This window comes from Nocardiopsis sp. NPDC055879 (assembly GCF_053615935.1).
This window is the reverse complement of the sequence record NZ_JBSHCT010000009.1, coordinates 23,381-37,629: the sequence shown is the minus strand read 5'-3', so window position 1 is coordinate 37,629 and position 14,249 is coordinate 23,381. Positions and strand designations below refer to the sequence as shown.

Here is a 14,249-nt window from a genome sequence, read left to right as displayed (position 1 = left end):
GGGGAGGGGCGGGGAGCACACGCTCCCCGCCCCTCCCCGCGATGGTGGACCCACCTCGGTGGTCAGTCGTCGTCTTCGTCGTCCCCGTCGATGACCACACCGCGGGGCGTCGCCGTGATCGTGATCTCGGTGCCCTCCGGGGCCTCCCCGGAGTGCGACTGATGACCGATGATCCGGCCGCCCAGGATGCGCTCCACCTCGACCTTGAAGCCGGCGTCCTCCAGGGCCTCGCGGGCGTCCTTGATCTTCTCGCCGACCACGTCGGGGATCTCCACGTCCGGCGGGCCGGTGGACACGGTCAGGGTGACGGTGGACCCGGGACCCACGTTGGTGCCGGTGTCGGGTGTCTGGTCGATGACCTGACCCTCATCGACGTTCTCGCTGTCCTCCTCGACGATCTCGACCGTCAGGCCCAGCTCCTCCAGGGTGGACTCGGCGTCCGCGCGTTCCTCACCGGCCAGGCTCGGCACGGGGATGCCCTTACTGACGGTGAGCGTCACCGTCTCCTCACGGTCGGCGGTCGCTCCCGCCTCGGGCTCGCTGGAGATGACCTGACCCGGATCGACGTCGGGCGACTCGACCTCCTCCTGCTCGATCCGGTCGGCGACGAAGCCCAGGTCCTCCAGGTCCTTGAGGACGTCGGCGATGTTCTGCCCGGCGATGTCGGGCATCTCCACCTCCTGCGGCCCCTTGGAGACGTACACGGTCACCGGGTCGCCGGGGGAGAGCCGCTCGCCCACCTCGGGGTCGGTGGAGCCCACCTCGCCCACGGCGACGTCGCTGTAGACCTGATCGTCGGACAGGTCGTAGATCAATCCGGCCGACCGGATCTCGTCCCGGGCGACCTCGGGCGTGGCGCCGACGACGTCGGGGACGGGTTCGTAGCGGCCCAGCAGGAACCACCAGCCGACCACGCCCACGAGCAGCGCCATGGCGGCCGCGCCCACCACCAACAGGCGGTTGCGCGAGAACCAGGAGCCGCCCTCGTCGTCCGGGCCGTAGTCGTCGTCGTAGTCGGCGGCGGCGTTCATGTCGACGACCATCGTGGCGTTCTCGGTACCCGGTCCCGCGCCACCCGCGATCAGCTGGGGCGCGGTCATGGTGACGCCCGCCGCGCCGGTGGGCGCGACCGGGGTCATGCGCTCCTGGGCGCCCGAGGGCGACTCGGGCAGAGTGCTCAGGACCTCCAGCACCTTGGACAGGTACTGACCGGCGTTACCGGGCCGGTACCTGGGGTCGCGCTCGGTGGCCTTGGTGACCAGGGCGTCCACATCGGGGGAGAGCCCCGGCAGGAAGTGCGAGGGTCTCGGCACGTCCTCGTTCACGTGCTGGTAGGCGATGGCGATGGGGGTCTCACCGGTGTGCGGCTGGCCACCGGTGAGCAATTCGTAGAACATGATGCCCGCGGCGTAGACGTCGCTGCGGGCGTCGGCCACGCCCTTCTCGATCTGTTCGGGCGCCAGGTAGGCGGCGGTGCCCATCAGGGTGCCGGTGCGGGTCAGCCCCTGGTTGGACTGCTCGACCGCGCGCGCCAGACCGAAGTCGGCGACCTTGACCCGACCGTCCTCGGTGATGAGGACGTTCTCGGGTTTGACGTCACGGTGCACCATGCCGGCCTGGTGCGCGGCGCCCAGGGCGGCCAGCACCGGGGCCATGAAGTTCAGCGCCTGACGGGCGGTCAGCCGGCCGCGCTCCTTGAGCAGGTCGCGCAGCGTGCGCCCCGGTACGTATTCCATGGCCAGGAACACGTGTCCCTGGTCCTCGCCCTGGTCGAAGACCTGGACCACGTTGGGGTGCGAGAGCTTGGCGACGGAGTGCGCCTCGTTGATGAATCGCTGGACGAAGGAGGGGTCCTGAGCCAGGGACGGGTGCATGACCTTCAGAGCGAGTCTGCGGTCCAGCCTGAGGTCGTGGGCGACGTAGACCGTCGCCATACCACCACCGGCGATCCTGGACTCGACGAAGTAGCGACGGTCCAGCGTCGCGCCTACAAGCGGGTCGGAAGTCGTCATGTCCACGGCGGAGTTGTGTCCTTGCTGCGGGGAGCGCGGGAGATCGCGGCCGATGGCGCGTACCCGACACCAGATGTCGAACCGACACGATAGCGGAATCCGGAGTCGGTTCTGCCCCGCGGTTCATGGTCGCGGCGGCCCCGCACTGTGCGACACACGGGCCGTCCGTGTGCGCTCGGGGGGTGCGCGCGCCTGGGCTGTCTCGGTGGGTGCGGTGCCCTCTCACGGCACACACATTCCATCCAAGGTAGGGGACGACACCAAACCTTCGCTTGGCGCCGCACCGGCCGGCTCTTGACCGAGGGCCGCGGCGACCGCTCCGACCTGCCCGGACACGGACCTCGGACGGGCAGGTCGAGTGGTACTTCGCTCAGACCACGTCGGGACTGGAGGCAAGGGCGTGCCGCCGGATCGGGATGCGCCCGGCACGGCGGGCGTCCCTACCGGCCCGGACCGCGTCGCGCATGGCCCGCGCCATCAGGGCCGGGTCTTGGGCACGGGTCACGGCAGTGGCCAACAACACCGCGTCGCACCCCAGTTCCATGGCCAGGGCCGCGTCGCTGGCGGTACCGATGCCGGCGTCGACGATGACCGGCACGCCGGCCTGTTCGACGATCAGCTCCAGATTGTGCGGGTTGCGAATGCCCAGACCGGAGCCGATCGGAGCGGCCAGCGGCATGACGGCGGCGCAGCCGAGCTGCTCCAGACGCCGGGCCAGCACCGGGTCGTCGTTGGTGTAGGGCAACACCGTGAAACCGTCGTCCACGAGTGTCTCCGCGGCCTCCAACAGCTCCACCGGGTCGGGAAGCAGCGTGTGCTCGTCGGCGACGACCTCCAGCTTCACCCAGTCGGTCTCCAAGGCCTCGCGCCCCAGCCTGGCGGTGCGCACGGCCTCCACGGCGGTGAAGCAGCCCGCGGTGTTGGGCAGTGGACGGATGCCGTTGCGGGACAGGACGTCCCACACCGATCCCTGCGTGCCCGGGGCGACCCGGCGCATGGCCACGGTGGTCAGCTCCGTCCCCGAGGCCAGCAGGGCCTCCTCCAGCACCTCCAGGGAGGGCGCGCCGCCGGTTCCGGTGATGAGGCGGGAGCCGAAGGGGACGCCGGCGATGATCACGGGGTCTTCGACGGTGTCGACATCGGGGCGGGTGTCGAGGATGTCGGTCATGGTTCAGCCTCCCTGTACGGCGGTCAGGACGTCCACGCGGTCGCCCGGCGTCAGGTCCGTGCCGGCCCACGCGGTGCGCCGCACCACCTCGTCGTTGATCGCCACCGCGATCCCGCCGGGGATCGCCCCGTCGCCGGCCGAGGTGAGGTCGCGTACGACCGCCTCGACCGTGGTGGCCGTGCTCTGGCGACTCTCGCCGTTGATGATCAGTTCCACAGTCACTCCCACGTCGTCGGTTCGTCTCACGCGCCGCCATCGGACAGCGGCCGGTCGGCGGCGAATCCATGCGCGTATTCGGGCAGGGCCCCGGTCGTGAGCGCCCGCACCATGACCTCTCCGGTCACGGGGGCCAACAGCACCCCGTGCCGGAAGTGGCCCACGGCCAGGTGCAGTCCCGGCACCCGGGTGGGGCCCAGCAGGGGTCGGTTGTCGGGGGACCCGGGGCGCAGGCCCACGCAGGTCTCGGTGACCTCCAGCTCGGTGACCCCGGGAACGAGTTCGCGCGCGTCCCGCAGCACCTGCCAGAGCCCGCCCGCGGTCAGGGCGGTGTCGTACCCCAGCTCCTCCTGGGTCGCGCCCACGATGACCTCGCCGTCGGCGCGGGGCACCAGGTAGACCGGGAAGCCGCGGACCAGGCCGCGCACCGTCCGCTCCACGAGCGGGGGCTCCCCCTCACGGACCCGGGCGCGCAACAACTGTCCCTTGACCGGCCGGATCGGAGGCAGCACCGGCGCGGGCAGGGTGATCCGGTCGCTCAGGCAACCCGCGGCGAGGACGACCTGGTGGGTCGGCAGAACGGTGCCGTCGGCCAGGTGCACTCCCAACCGGGCCCCGTCGGGACCGGGGGAGGAGACCTCGGTCACGGCCCCGGCCACCTCGCGCGCGCCCGCGCGTTCGGCGGCCCGGGCCAGGGCCGGAAGTAGACGGCGGGGGTCGACGGAGTGATCCTCTGGGGCCAGGACCCCGCCCCGCACCGAAGGGGCCAGGTGGGGTTCCAACCGGCGGCACTCTCGACTGTTCAACCGCTCGGTGGCGATGCCCAGACGTCGTTGCAGGTCGTGGAGTTCATCGAGGACGGCCAGGTCGTCCCGGTCGAAGGCGACCAGGAGCGTTCCGGTGCGGTGGTGGCCCACCGACATGGCGGAGTCCGCCTCCACCTCGGCGACGAAGGAGTCGTACATCCGCGCGGAGCGGACGCCGAGTCCCATGAGTTCCTCCTCACCGAAGATCGCCTCGGTGGCGGGCGTGAGCATGCCCGCCGCGACGGCGGAGGAGGAACGCGCGTCGGCGGGTTCGGTGACGGGATCGGGCTCGACCAGGGTGACGTCCAGACCGTGTCGGGCCGCCCGCCAGGCGACCACCCTCCCGATGACGCCGCCACCGACGACGACCACACCATCGGTGTCGGAACCGGTCCTGTAGCGGGAATCCTCGAAGTCGCGCATGGTGCGCGCTCCCCTCCCTTCGCCGGCATGATCCGGATCAGGTTCGTGCGGTCGGAGACTGCTCGGTCTCCCTCTCAGCCGGGTCCACCCGGCTCCCGCGGGACATGTCTGTTCGCTCCCCGCCATCCTAGGCCAGGTGACCCCGCACGGGTTCGGGCGGTCCTCGGTGGCCGGTGGGGTGTGGCAGATTGGGAGGGTGACACACAAAGACCTCGACATCGACGAACTGGTCGGCGACTGGCTGACCCTGCGCGAGGCGGCCGAGCCGCTGGGCGTCAGCCCGAACCGGATCAAGACGTTCATCCGCGAGAACCGCCTCATGGGCGTGGTTCGCAAGGGAGAACTCTCCATCCCCGCCGCCTTCCTGGACGGTGACGACCTCGTCAAGGGGCTGCCCGGCACCATCGTGCTGCTCTCCGACGCGGGTTTCTCCACCGAGGAGGCTCTGCGCTGGCTCTTCACACCGGACGACACCCTTCCGGGGACCCCGATCCAGGCCATGCGCGAGAACCGGGGCACCGAGGTGCGTCGCCGCGCCCAGGCCATGGCCTTCTGAGTGATCGCCGTTCGCTCCATGGGGCGCACCGGGGGGTGCGCCCTTGGGTCTCTCGACGACCAGGGCCTAATGTGTCGGGTGTGAGGACCAACCACGGAACCAGCCTGCGCGAGCGCCTGGACGCATCCCTTCTGTACCTGTGCACCGACGCCCGTACCGAGCGCGGTGACCTCGCCGAGTTCACGGACGCGGCCCTGGCCGGAGGGGTGGACATCGTCCAGCTCCGGGACAAGGGGCTGGAGGCCCGCGAGGAACTCGCCGCGCTGGAGGTCATGCGCGAGGCGTGCGAACGCCACGGCGCGCTGCTCGCCGTCAACGACCGCGCCGACATCGCCCGCGCGGTGCGCGCCGACGTTCTGCATCTGGGACAGCGCGATCTGCCCGTGTCCATGGCCAGGGACATCATCGGCGCGGACCCCGTCATCGGGCGATCCAACAACGACGTCGAGGCCGCCATGGCCTCCGCCGAGGAAGCCGGCAGCGACTACTTCTGCGTCGGACCGACCTGGGCCACCCCCACCAAGCCGGGACGCCCTGCCGCCGGCCCGGCCCTGGTGGAGAAGGCCGCCGCACTGGGGACCGAACGACCCTGGTTCGCCATCGGCGGCATCGACCTGACCACCATCGACGAGGTGCTCGACGCCGGCGCCTCGCGTGTCGTCGTGGTGCGCGCCATCACCGAGGCGGAGGACCCCCGTGCCGCGGCGGTCGCCCTCAAGGAACGGCTCACCGCGCGGGCCTGAACCGAGGCGACGCCTCACCGGACCCGGTGACGGGGAACCTCCCGGGGATCAGCACCTCGGGTCCGCCGAACTCGACCGCGCACTCCGCACGGCGGTGGTCGGGAAGAGACCGCCGATGTCAGACCGCGACGTGCGCCAACGCGCTCGGATGACGGCGCAGGAAACCCTCGATGGATTGCGCCGGGTGCCCGGTCAGGCTCGGCACGGTATCGGCCACCACGTCCATCTCCCCGTTCGCGATCGCCGCGTACGACGACGCCCACCCCTCGACCTCCCACTCCGCGGCTCCGGTGCGCCGGCGTGACTCCAGCGCCTCCTCCCAGTTCTGGGGCACGTAGTGGATGGTGCGGCCGGTGAGCCTGCCCAGCTTCTCCACCGTGGCGCCCACCGACAACGCCTCCGGGCCGGTCACGTCGTAGGTGGTCCGCTCCGACGCGGCGATCACCACGGGGTCGGTCAGGACGGCGGTGGCCACGTCGGCCACGTCGTCCCGGGACACCCACGCGGCCCGACCGTCACCGGCCGGGCCGCGCACCACTCCCTCGTCGTCCACCCAATGGGGCAGCAGGTCCAGGTACAGGCTCGGTCTCAGGAACGTGTAGGACACACCGGTGGATCTGATGTGCGCCTCGGTGAAGAAGTGCGTCCGGGCGAAGGTGAAGGTCGAGGCCGGGCCCGCACCGAGGAACGACAGGTACACGATCCGGGAGACCCCCGCCTCGACCGCCGCGTCCACCGCGCTGACGTGGGTCTCCATTCGTTCCTCGGACTCGGTGGCCGAGACCAGGAACAGGGTGTCCACCCCCCGACAGGCCCGCGTGAACCCGGCCCCGTCCTCGTAGTCGGCCATCGACGCGCTGCTGCCCGGGTACTCCGGGGCGCGATTGATGTCGCGCACGATGAATCGCTGTGTCGACCCGAGCCGAGCGATCCGGGCGGCCACGCGCCCGCCCACCGCTCCCGTGGCTCCGGTCACCCCTATGGTGTGGTTTGTCATGTGATCGTCACCCATGACAGCCATCCTGGAGTATGGGGACGTGCCGGCCGCTCATCGGCACGCCCCTTTTTGAGCTCATCGGTCAGCGGGTGGTGTGCTCTTGGGGAGCCTCCTCGTTCCCACCCGTGACAGGGGCGATCGTACGGGTGATGCGCCGGTAGGTCAGGCGGCGCAACAGCACCTCGGCCGGGCCACGACGCCCCGCGCGCTCCAGCGCGTAGGCGCCCACCACGGTGAGCAGCCACACCCCGACCGCGTACAGGAACATCGTCCACGAGGACATGTGCGCGGCCAGCCCCAGGCCCCATGCGGCCAGCAGCGGCGCGCACAGCACGGATTGGGCCAGGTAGGCGCTGAGGGAGCGCTTCCCCGTCGCGCTCAGGGCGCTCACCAGGATGCCCCGGGTTCGTCCCCGTTCCCGGACCCGGTACGCCACCAGGGCGATCAGCGCGACGTACCCGAGCCCGCAGAACAGGCCGGTCGACATGTGCGGGATGGCCAGCGCCTGCCCCTGGATCGGGGCCAGGTCCCACACGCCGATCTGGGCCAACGCCAGGGGGAGACCGCCGAGCCAGCCGACGGTGATGCCCACGATCGCGACCCCGCGCAGCAGGGGCAGGTTCCGTTCCGGCTCCTCCAGGATCCGGCGGCGCGCGGCCCAGAACCCGAACAGGGCTGCGGCGGGCAAGGCCGGGATCAGCAGCCCCTGCCCGACGCTGAGGGGCCAGGCCAGCATTCGCATGACCGCGGCGGACAGGATGGACGTCTCGGCGATGTCGGCGGCCGTGACCAGAACGTCCTGATCGCCCATGTCGACCTCGCCGAGGATCGGCAGGAGCAGGAGGACGATCACGGACAGGAGCGCGAGCAGGCCGGTCAGCACGGCGCCCCACACGAGCAGTGTCCCGCTCTTGCGCCGGAGGAACAGCCATCCCAGGACCAGCCCGAGCATGCCATAGGCGCCGAGGATGTCGCCCATCCACAGCAGCAGTGCGTGGAAGAAGCCGAAGACGAGGAGCCACAGGTTGCGGCGGCGCAGCAGGGCGTCGACGCCCTTGACGTCGGCACCCGCCGCCTCCTGGCGCCTGGCCAATTGCACCATGCCGTACCCGAACAGGAAGGCGAACATCGGGTAGCTGCGCATGTCCACGGCCATGACCGTGAAGAACTGCACGACATCGTCCAGTGCGCCCTCAGGGGTGGGGTGCGCGGTGATGCCGGTGTTCGGTGCGGCCCCCAGGTACCAGACCGTGTTGGCCAGGGCGATGAAGAGCAGCATGAAGCCGCGGGCGAGGTCCGGAGCGAGTGCCCGTTCGGCCGTGGTGGTCGGCCCGAGAGGGGCGGTGTTTCTGGCCATGGGAGGGAGCGCTCCGGTTTCAAGGTCTATCGTGGATTCCGATTCATGCCGGAATCGGGCTGTGGGCGTAATTTGAAAAAGGGTATAAAAAACCCCGAAGACCCCAAAATCAATCCTTCGGGGTTCGGGGTTCGGGCGGATCGCCGATCAGTGGGAGCGGCGGGTGGCCGCGACGACCAACTCGCGCAGCGGGTCACGCGCGCCCTCGTCCAGCTCCGGGTCCTCCAGTGCGGCGAGCGCCTGCTCGGAGTACTCCTCGACCAGCGACTCACAGGCGGTCAGGGCGCCGCTGGACTCCACCAGGGAGCACATCCACTCCACCGAGTCCGTCGACAGGTCGGGCACGCCCAGCAGCGAGCGGAAGCGCTCGGCGTCGGTCTCACCGGACCGCGCCAGGGTCTCGGCCACCACCAGGGTCCGCTTGCCCTCGCGCAGGTCGTCACCGGCCGGCTTGCCCATGGTGGTCGGGTCGCCGAACACGCCCAGCAGGTCGTCGCGCAGCTGGAAGGCGATCCCCAGCGGGACGCCGTAGTCGGTGTAGACCCGGGCGAGCTCCTCGCCCCGCCCGGCCAACGCGGCCCCCAGGTGCAGCGGACGCTCCACCGTGTACGCGGCGGTCTTGTACCGCATCACCCGAAGGGCGGCCTCACGGGTCTCGATGCCGCGGACCTGCTCCAAGGTGTCCAAGTACTGCCCGGCCATGACCTCGGTGCGCATCGCGTCGAAGGGAGCACGCCCGTCCTGCAGCGTCCGCGGCACGAACCCGCAGGCCTGGTACATCTCGTCGGACCAGGTCAGGCACAGGTCACCGATGAGGATCGCGGCGCCACGACCGAATCCGTCGCTGTCGCCGCTCCAGCCCTGGTCGGCGTGCAGCCGTGCCATGCGCTTGTGGGTGGCGGGGGCGCCGCGCCGGGTGTCGCTGTTGTCGATCACGTCGTCGTGCACGAGCGCGCAGGCCTGGAGGAACTCCAGGGACGCGGCCGCGCGGATCATCCTGGCGTCGCCCTCGGCCCCGCCCGCGCCGCGCCACCCCCAGTAGGCGAAGGTGGGACGCAGCCGCTTGCCGCTGGAGACGATCGCCTCCAAGGAATCCATGGCGGGGGCCAGCTCGGGGCCGATCTCCAGCAGCCGGACACGGTGTTCGGCGCAGAAGTCGGACAGTTCGCGGTCCACGTCGGAACGGATGACGGACACGGCTGAAAAGGCAGTAGAAGGGGCCATACCCAGCAGGTTAGTCCCTGGTCGAGAGGGTAGGGGCCCGGGTGTTCGGCGGCCGGGCAAGGGTGTGAGGGCCGGTTCCCGGTGATGGAATTCTCGGTGTCCGAAATGTGGACAAGTCGTGATGCGGGCGCACCCCTCGGAGTGGGGTCTCGGATCAGCGAAAACCCGCCATAATAGGGACTTTTGGTTCAGATCTGGGTCGAACAGGAGGTTTCCGGTAAAAATCCCCCTGTCTCACATGATGGTACGTGAGACGATGTCGCCGATAGGTATCTTGAAACATGAGATGAGGTGTCCGCGAATCGGAGGTCCTGGCCTAGGGTGGAAAGCATGCTCGCTGCACCCACGCGCCTCGTGGCGCCCCGAGGCCCGGCCCCCAGGCCGCGCCATATCCGAGACCTGCTCGACTCGGGCGAGCCGCTGTTCTCCTTCGAGTTCTTCCCGCCCCGCAACGCCCGTTCGCAAGAGCGTCTGTGGCGGGCCATCCGGGAGATCGAGGCGCTGGGTCCCTCGTTCGTCTCCGTCACCTACGGAGCCGGCGGCGGTACCCGCGACCTCACGGTGGAGACCACCGAGCGCATCGCCACCGACACCACGCTGATGCCGGTCGCGCACATGACGCTGGTCGACCACTCCGTCGCCGAGTTGCGCCACCTCATCGGTCGCCTGTGCGACGCGGGTGTGTCCAACATGCTGGCCGTGCGCGGTGACCCGCCCGGCGACCCCGACGGCGCGTGGGTCCAGCACCCGGAGGGACTCACCTACGCGGAGGAACTGGTCCGCCTGCTCAAGGAGAGCGGCGACTTCTCCGTGGGCGTGGCCGCCTTCCCCTACAAGCACCCGAGATCGGCCGACGTCGAGGTCGACACCGACCACTTCGTGCGCAAGTGCCGGGCGGGCGCCGACTACGCCATCACCCAGATGTTCTTCGACGCCGAGGACTACCTACGGCTGCGCGACCGGGTGGCCGCCCGGGGCTGTGACATCCCGATCATCCCCGAGGTGTTCCCGGTGGTGAAGACGGCCTCGATCCGGCGCTCGGAGATGCTGTCGGGCGCCCCGTTCCCGCGTGCGCTGGCCGAGCGTTTCGAGAGCTTCGGCGACGACGCCGAGGCGGTGCGGGCGTTCGGGATCGAGCACGCCCAGAAGATGTGCGAGCGGCTGCTGGCGGAGGGCGCGCCGGGCATCCACTTCATCACCTTCAACCAGTCCACGGCCACCAGGGAGATCTACCGGGAGATCGCTCCGGAGCGGCAGGGGCCGTCAGCGGCAGACGCGCGGCCATGATCGAGAAGGGCTGGTCCGGGCTCCCCGGGAAGGAGAACGGGTCCAGCACCTCGACGAACCCGCACGAGCGGTAGAGGTGGCGTGCCGCCGAAGGGCCCGAACGCGTGGACAACACGGCCGTGCGTTCGGGCCTTCCCTCGCACAGTCGGTGCAGCATGCGGCGGCCGATGCCCAGGTTCTGGGCGTCGGGGTGTACGTGCACCTCGGCGATCTCCAGGGGGTCGCTCAGATAGCGCTTGAGGTGGCCCCGCCGCCCCCGGACGCGCATACCCGTGGTGACGACGTCGTGCCACCACTGGCCACTCGCACCGTGGAAGGCGTAGGCGAATCCCACCGCGCGCTCGTCCTGGACGGCCAGGATGGCGCGGAACCCCGGATAGCGGGTGTGACCGTGCATGACGGAGGCCCGGCCCGGCAACTGTTCCGGGGGTGGTCGCATGGCGGCCTCGTAGACCTCCAAAAGCGCCGGAACGACGTGCGCGAAGGCGCCGGGGGCGAGTTCACGTAACTCGGTGTCGACTGCCACGGGTCCAGAGTAGGCGGTGGCACCGCCGTTCGACCTGGTTTTCCCGGGGCCGATGCGCCCGTTGTTCCCCCCGGCTCTCCTTGACGCTCCGCGCGTGGGGGTGTTAACTGGTGTCTATCGAACAGGAGTTCGATACGCCCGCCGATGTGCGGGTGAGGCGAGGCCGGGTCGGGGAGGGGAAGCCCTTACCCGGCCTCGTCGTACGTTCCGGCCGCCGCCCGACCGGGCCGGACCCACGAAGAGCCGGGTGCCGCCCTTTCGGACGGCACCCGGCTCTTCGTGAGTGATCGTGCTTGTTTCGCGCCCGGGGTCAGAAGGCGTCGACGGCGCGGCGGGCCTCGGGGTCGAGGACGCCCCAGTTGATGAGCTCCTCGGTGAGGTCGCCTGGGGACTTGTCGTAGATGACCGCGAGTGAGCGCAGGTCCTCCTGGCGGATGGACAGCACCCGCCCGTTGTAGTCACCCCGCTGACTCTGGATGGTGGCGACGTAGCGGGAGAGAGGACCGGCCTTCTCCTGCGGGAGCTGCTGCATACGCTCCAGGTCGATCACCAACTTGGGTGTCGGGCCGAGCGGAGTGGGCGCGGCGCCGCCGGGCAGCAGCTCCGACATCGGCACGCCGTAGAAGTCGGCGAGCTCGGCCAGCTTCTGGACGGTGACGGCGCGGTCGCCGCGCTCGTAGGAGCCCACCACGACGGCCTTCCAGCGTCCGTGGGACTTCTCCTCCACTCCGTGCAGGGAAAGGCCCTGTTGGGTGCGGATGGCACGCAGTCGCGCACCGAGGGACTTGGCGTATTCGGATGGCATCTTTTTGTCGCTCCCGGCCGTGACGGTGGCTGGCGTGAGTGGGGGAGACGTCCGCTCGTACTCGGCGGGCCGCCTGGGCGGTCCAGCGGATGGTCACGGGGTGCAACCCCACCCGGTAGTGGTTACAGACAGTGACGGTAGAGGGGGGTCGGTGTCCAGGTCAAGCCGTTGGTGTGAAACGCGACTAATCAGTGGCCAAACCGTGCGTAGGTGAGACGCCTCTCATTTGTGGAGGGGTCGGGACGAGTGGGGCGCTCTCGGGGGTCGCAAAGCCCACTCCTGCAGGGAATTTCGTGTTTCCCACGGATTGGGTGCGATTCCGGAGTGTCATGAAATGGATACTCTTTGCTGGGCAATCCGTGGCATGTGATGTGATGAGCATCACACTTGTGCTTTCGGGGGTGGGGGCGCGCCCGAAGGTGCCGGAGTCCTCGCTGGTAGCGTGGGCCCGATCGACATCCTTTAACGACCTGTTCTGTGAGGCAGGGAAGGGGTCACTACTTTGCATGCGCGAAAACCCGCGCGGGACGACAACGAGACCGCACCTCCCGCGTCGGTGCCCGAGGTACCCGAAGGCACACGAGCCGTCCTCGACGGCAACGAGATCAACCGGGCGCTGACCCGGATCGCCCACGAGGTGCTCGAACGCACCAAGGGCGGCCAGGACGTCACCCTCCTGGGCATCCCCTCCAGAGGCGTCCCCCTCGCCGAACGCCTGGCACGACGGATCGAGCGGGTCGAGGACCTCGACGTTCCCGCCGGTTCCCTCGACATCACCATGTACCGCGACGACCTGCGGCTCGCTCCCGCCCGCGCCCTCGGCAAGACCGAGATCCCCGCCGGTGGCCTCGATGACCGCGTCGTCGTCCTCGTCGACGACGTCCTCTTCTCCGGCCGCACCGTGCGCGCCGCGTTGGACGCCCTCGGCGACCTCGGCCGCCCCCGCGCCGTTCAGCTCGCCGTCCTCGTCGACCGCGGCCACCGCGAACTGCCGATCCGCGCCGACTACGTGGGCAAGAACCTGCCCACCTCCCTTCGCGAGAGCGTCACCGTCCAACTGCGGGAGAGCGACGGCCTCGACGCCGTCCTCCTCGGGCCCTCGCCCGCCGCCACCCTCAAGGAAGGAACGCGGCCCGGTTCCCTCCAGCGCTCCGAGGACACGGAAGGGGACCTTTGATGCGCCACCTGCTCTCCGCCGGTGACCTCGATCGGGACGAGGCCACGCTCATCCTGGACACCGCCGGCGAACTCGCCCAGGTGGGGGACCGCTCCGTCAAGAAGCTCCCCACCCTGCGCGGTCGCACCGTGGTCAACCTCTTCTACGAGGACTCCACCCGTACCCGCACCTCCTTCGAACTGGCAGCCAAACGCCTGTCCGCCGACGTCATCAACTTCTCGGCCAAGGGCTCCAGCGTCTCCAAGGGGGAGAGCCTCAAGGACACCGCGCTCACCCTCCAGGCCATGGGCGCCGACGGCGTGGTCATCCGACACAGCGCCTCCGGGGCGCCCCACCGCCTGGCGAACTGGGTCGACGGCTCCGTGCTCAACGCCGGCGACGGCACCCACGAGCACCCCACCCAGGCGCTGCTGGACGCCTTCACCATGCGCGAGCGTCTGGGCCGGCTCGAAGGGCTGCGCGTGGTCGTGGTCGGCGACATCCTGCACAGCCGGGTCGCCCGCTCCAACGTCCTGCTGCTCACCACCCTGGGCGCGCACGTGACCCTGGTCGCCCCGCCCACGCTGCTGCCGGTCTCGGTGCACACCTGGCCCTGCGAGATCTCCTACGACCTCGACGAGGTACTGCCCAAGTCCGACGTGGTGATGATGCTGCGCGTGCAGGCCGAGCGCATGCACGACTCCTTCTTCCCCTCAGTGCGCGAATACAGCCGCAACTACGGCCTGGACGGCGAACGCCTGAGTCGGATGCCGCAGGAAGCCATCGTCATGCACCCGGGCCCGATGGTGCGCGGCATGGAGATCTCCGCCGAGGTCGCCGACTCGCCCCGCTGCACCGTCACCGAGCAGGTCGCCAACGGTGTCAGCCTGCGCATGGCCGTGCTCTACCTGCTGCTCGGCGGCTCCTAGCGGAACGGGTGCCCGAACACGCCACCGCGCGTTCGTCGGTCCCT

The 14,249-nt window shown here is 69.9% G+C and carries 14 protein-coding genes and 1 riboswitch; of the genes, 5 read left to right on the top strand and 9 right to left on the bottom strand.

Annotated elements, in window-relative coordinates:
* Window positions 1-62 precede the first annotated feature (62 nt).
* The 4 genes from pknB to thiO all read right to left on the bottom strand — a co-directional run bounded on the left by pknB (window position 63) and on the right by thiO (window position 4,625).
* Window positions 63-2,018: a Stk1 family PASTA domain-containing Ser/Thr kinase gene (gene pknB, locus ACWGKS_RS12285; protein WP_358508231.1), complete on the bottom strand. Its 1,956-nt coding sequence runs from the start codon at window positions 2,016-2,018 to the stop codon at window positions 63-65.
* 364 nt (window positions 2,019-2,382) lie between these two features.
* A complete protein-coding gene (locus ACWGKS_RS12280) occupies window positions 2,383-3,180 on the bottom strand; it encodes a thiazole synthase (protein WP_358508229.1) in 798 nt (265 codons plus the stop codon).
* A gap of 3 nt (window positions 3,181-3,183) precedes the next feature.
* Complete coding sequence (gene thiS, locus ACWGKS_RS12275) at window positions 3,184-3,396, bottom strand: sulfur carrier protein ThiS (protein ID WP_358508253.1); 213 nt, start codon at window positions 3,394-3,396, stop codon at window positions 3,184-3,186.
* A gap of 26 nt (window positions 3,397-3,422) precedes the next feature.
* Complete coding sequence (gene thiO, locus ACWGKS_RS12270) at window positions 3,423-4,625, bottom strand: glycine oxidase ThiO (protein WP_358508228.1); 1,203 nt, start codon at window positions 4,623-4,625, stop codon at window positions 3,423-3,425.
* Window positions 4,623-4,734, bottom strand: a riboswitch (TPP riboswitch). (Overlaps the previous gene by 3 nt.)
* An 87-nt stretch (window positions 4,735-4,821) precedes the next feature.
* On the opposite strand from thiO, the gene ACWGKS_RS12265 reads away from it, so the two are divergent.
* Together ACWGKS_RS12265 and thiE are read left to right on the top strand one after the other, a co-directional pair.
* Window positions 4,822-5,181, top strand: coding sequence for an Rv2175c family DNA-binding protein (locus ACWGKS_RS12265; RefSeq protein ID WP_358508226.1), 360 nt, complete (start codon window positions 4,822-4,824; stop codon window positions 5,179-5,181).
* Between the two features lie 80 nt (window positions 5,182-5,261).
* Complete coding sequence (gene thiE / locus ACWGKS_RS12260; protein WP_358508224.1) at window positions 5,262-5,924, top strand: thiamine phosphate synthase; 663 nt, start codon at window positions 5,262-5,264, stop codon at window positions 5,922-5,924.
* Window positions 5,925-6,042: 118 nt separating this feature from the next.
* Here the strand turns inward: thiE and ACWGKS_RS12255 are convergent, their stop codons facing one another.
* The 3 genes from ACWGKS_RS12255 to ACWGKS_RS12245 all read right to left on the bottom strand — a co-directional run bounded on the left by ACWGKS_RS12255 (window position 6,043) and on the right by ACWGKS_RS12245 (window position 9,502).
* On the bottom strand, window positions 6,043-6,936 hold the full coding sequence (locus ACWGKS_RS12255; protein WP_358508222.1) for an SDR family oxidoreductase: 894 nt from the start codon (window positions 6,934-6,936) through the stop codon (window positions 6,043-6,045).
* A gap of 67 nt (window positions 6,937-7,003) precedes the next feature.
* Window positions 7,004-8,278: a DUF418 domain-containing protein gene (locus ACWGKS_RS12250; protein WP_358508221.1), complete on the bottom strand. Its 1,275-nt coding sequence runs from the start codon at window positions 8,276-8,278 to the stop codon at window positions 7,004-7,006.
* Between the two features lie 147 nt (window positions 8,279-8,425).
* Window positions 8,426-9,502, bottom strand: a complete 1,077-nt coding sequence (locus ACWGKS_RS12245; protein WP_358508219.1) for a polyprenyl synthetase family protein — start codon at window positions 9,500-9,502, stop codon at window positions 8,426-8,428.
* 354 nt (window positions 9,503-9,856) lie between these two features.
* Here ACWGKS_RS12245 and metF point away from each other — a divergent pair, with 354 nt between their 5' ends.
* Window positions 9,857-10,789, top strand: a complete 933-nt coding sequence (gene metF / locus ACWGKS_RS12240) for a methylenetetrahydrofolate reductase [NAD(P)H] (protein WP_358508251.1) — start codon at window positions 9,857-9,859, stop codon at window positions 10,787-10,789.
* Here metF and ACWGKS_RS12235 read toward each other — a convergent pair.
* The gene (locus tag ACWGKS_RS12235) at window positions 10,704-11,315 is read right to left on the bottom strand and encodes a GNAT family N-acetyltransferase (RefSeq protein WP_358508217.1); all 612 of its coding nucleotides are present in this window, start codon (window positions 11,313-11,315) and stop codon (window positions 10,704-10,706) included. The two genes, metF and ACWGKS_RS12235, sit on opposite strands and share 86 nt — an antisense overlap.
* Before the next feature lie 310 nt (window positions 11,316-11,625).
* Window positions 11,626-12,120, bottom strand: a complete 495-nt coding sequence (bldD, locus tag ACWGKS_RS12230; protein ID WP_013154123.1) for a transcriptional regulator BldD — start codon at window positions 12,118-12,120, stop codon at window positions 11,626-11,628.
* Between the two features lie 502 nt (window positions 12,121-12,622).
* Here bldD and pyrR point away from each other — a divergent pair.
* Both pyrR and ACWGKS_RS12220 read left to right on the top strand, forming a co-directional pair.
* A complete protein-coding gene (gene pyrR, locus ACWGKS_RS12225; RefSeq protein WP_358508215.1) occupies window positions 12,623-13,297 on the top strand; it encodes a bifunctional pyr operon transcriptional regulator/uracil phosphoribosyltransferase PyrR in 675 nt (224 codons plus the stop codon).
* Complete coding sequence (locus ACWGKS_RS12220) at window positions 13,297-14,205, top strand: aspartate carbamoyltransferase catalytic subunit (protein WP_358508213.1); 909 nt, start codon at window positions 13,297-13,299, stop codon at window positions 14,203-14,205. The genes pyrR and ACWGKS_RS12220 overlap by 1 nt, the downstream gene beginning before the upstream one ends.
* Window positions 14,206-14,249 lie beyond the last annotated feature (44 nt).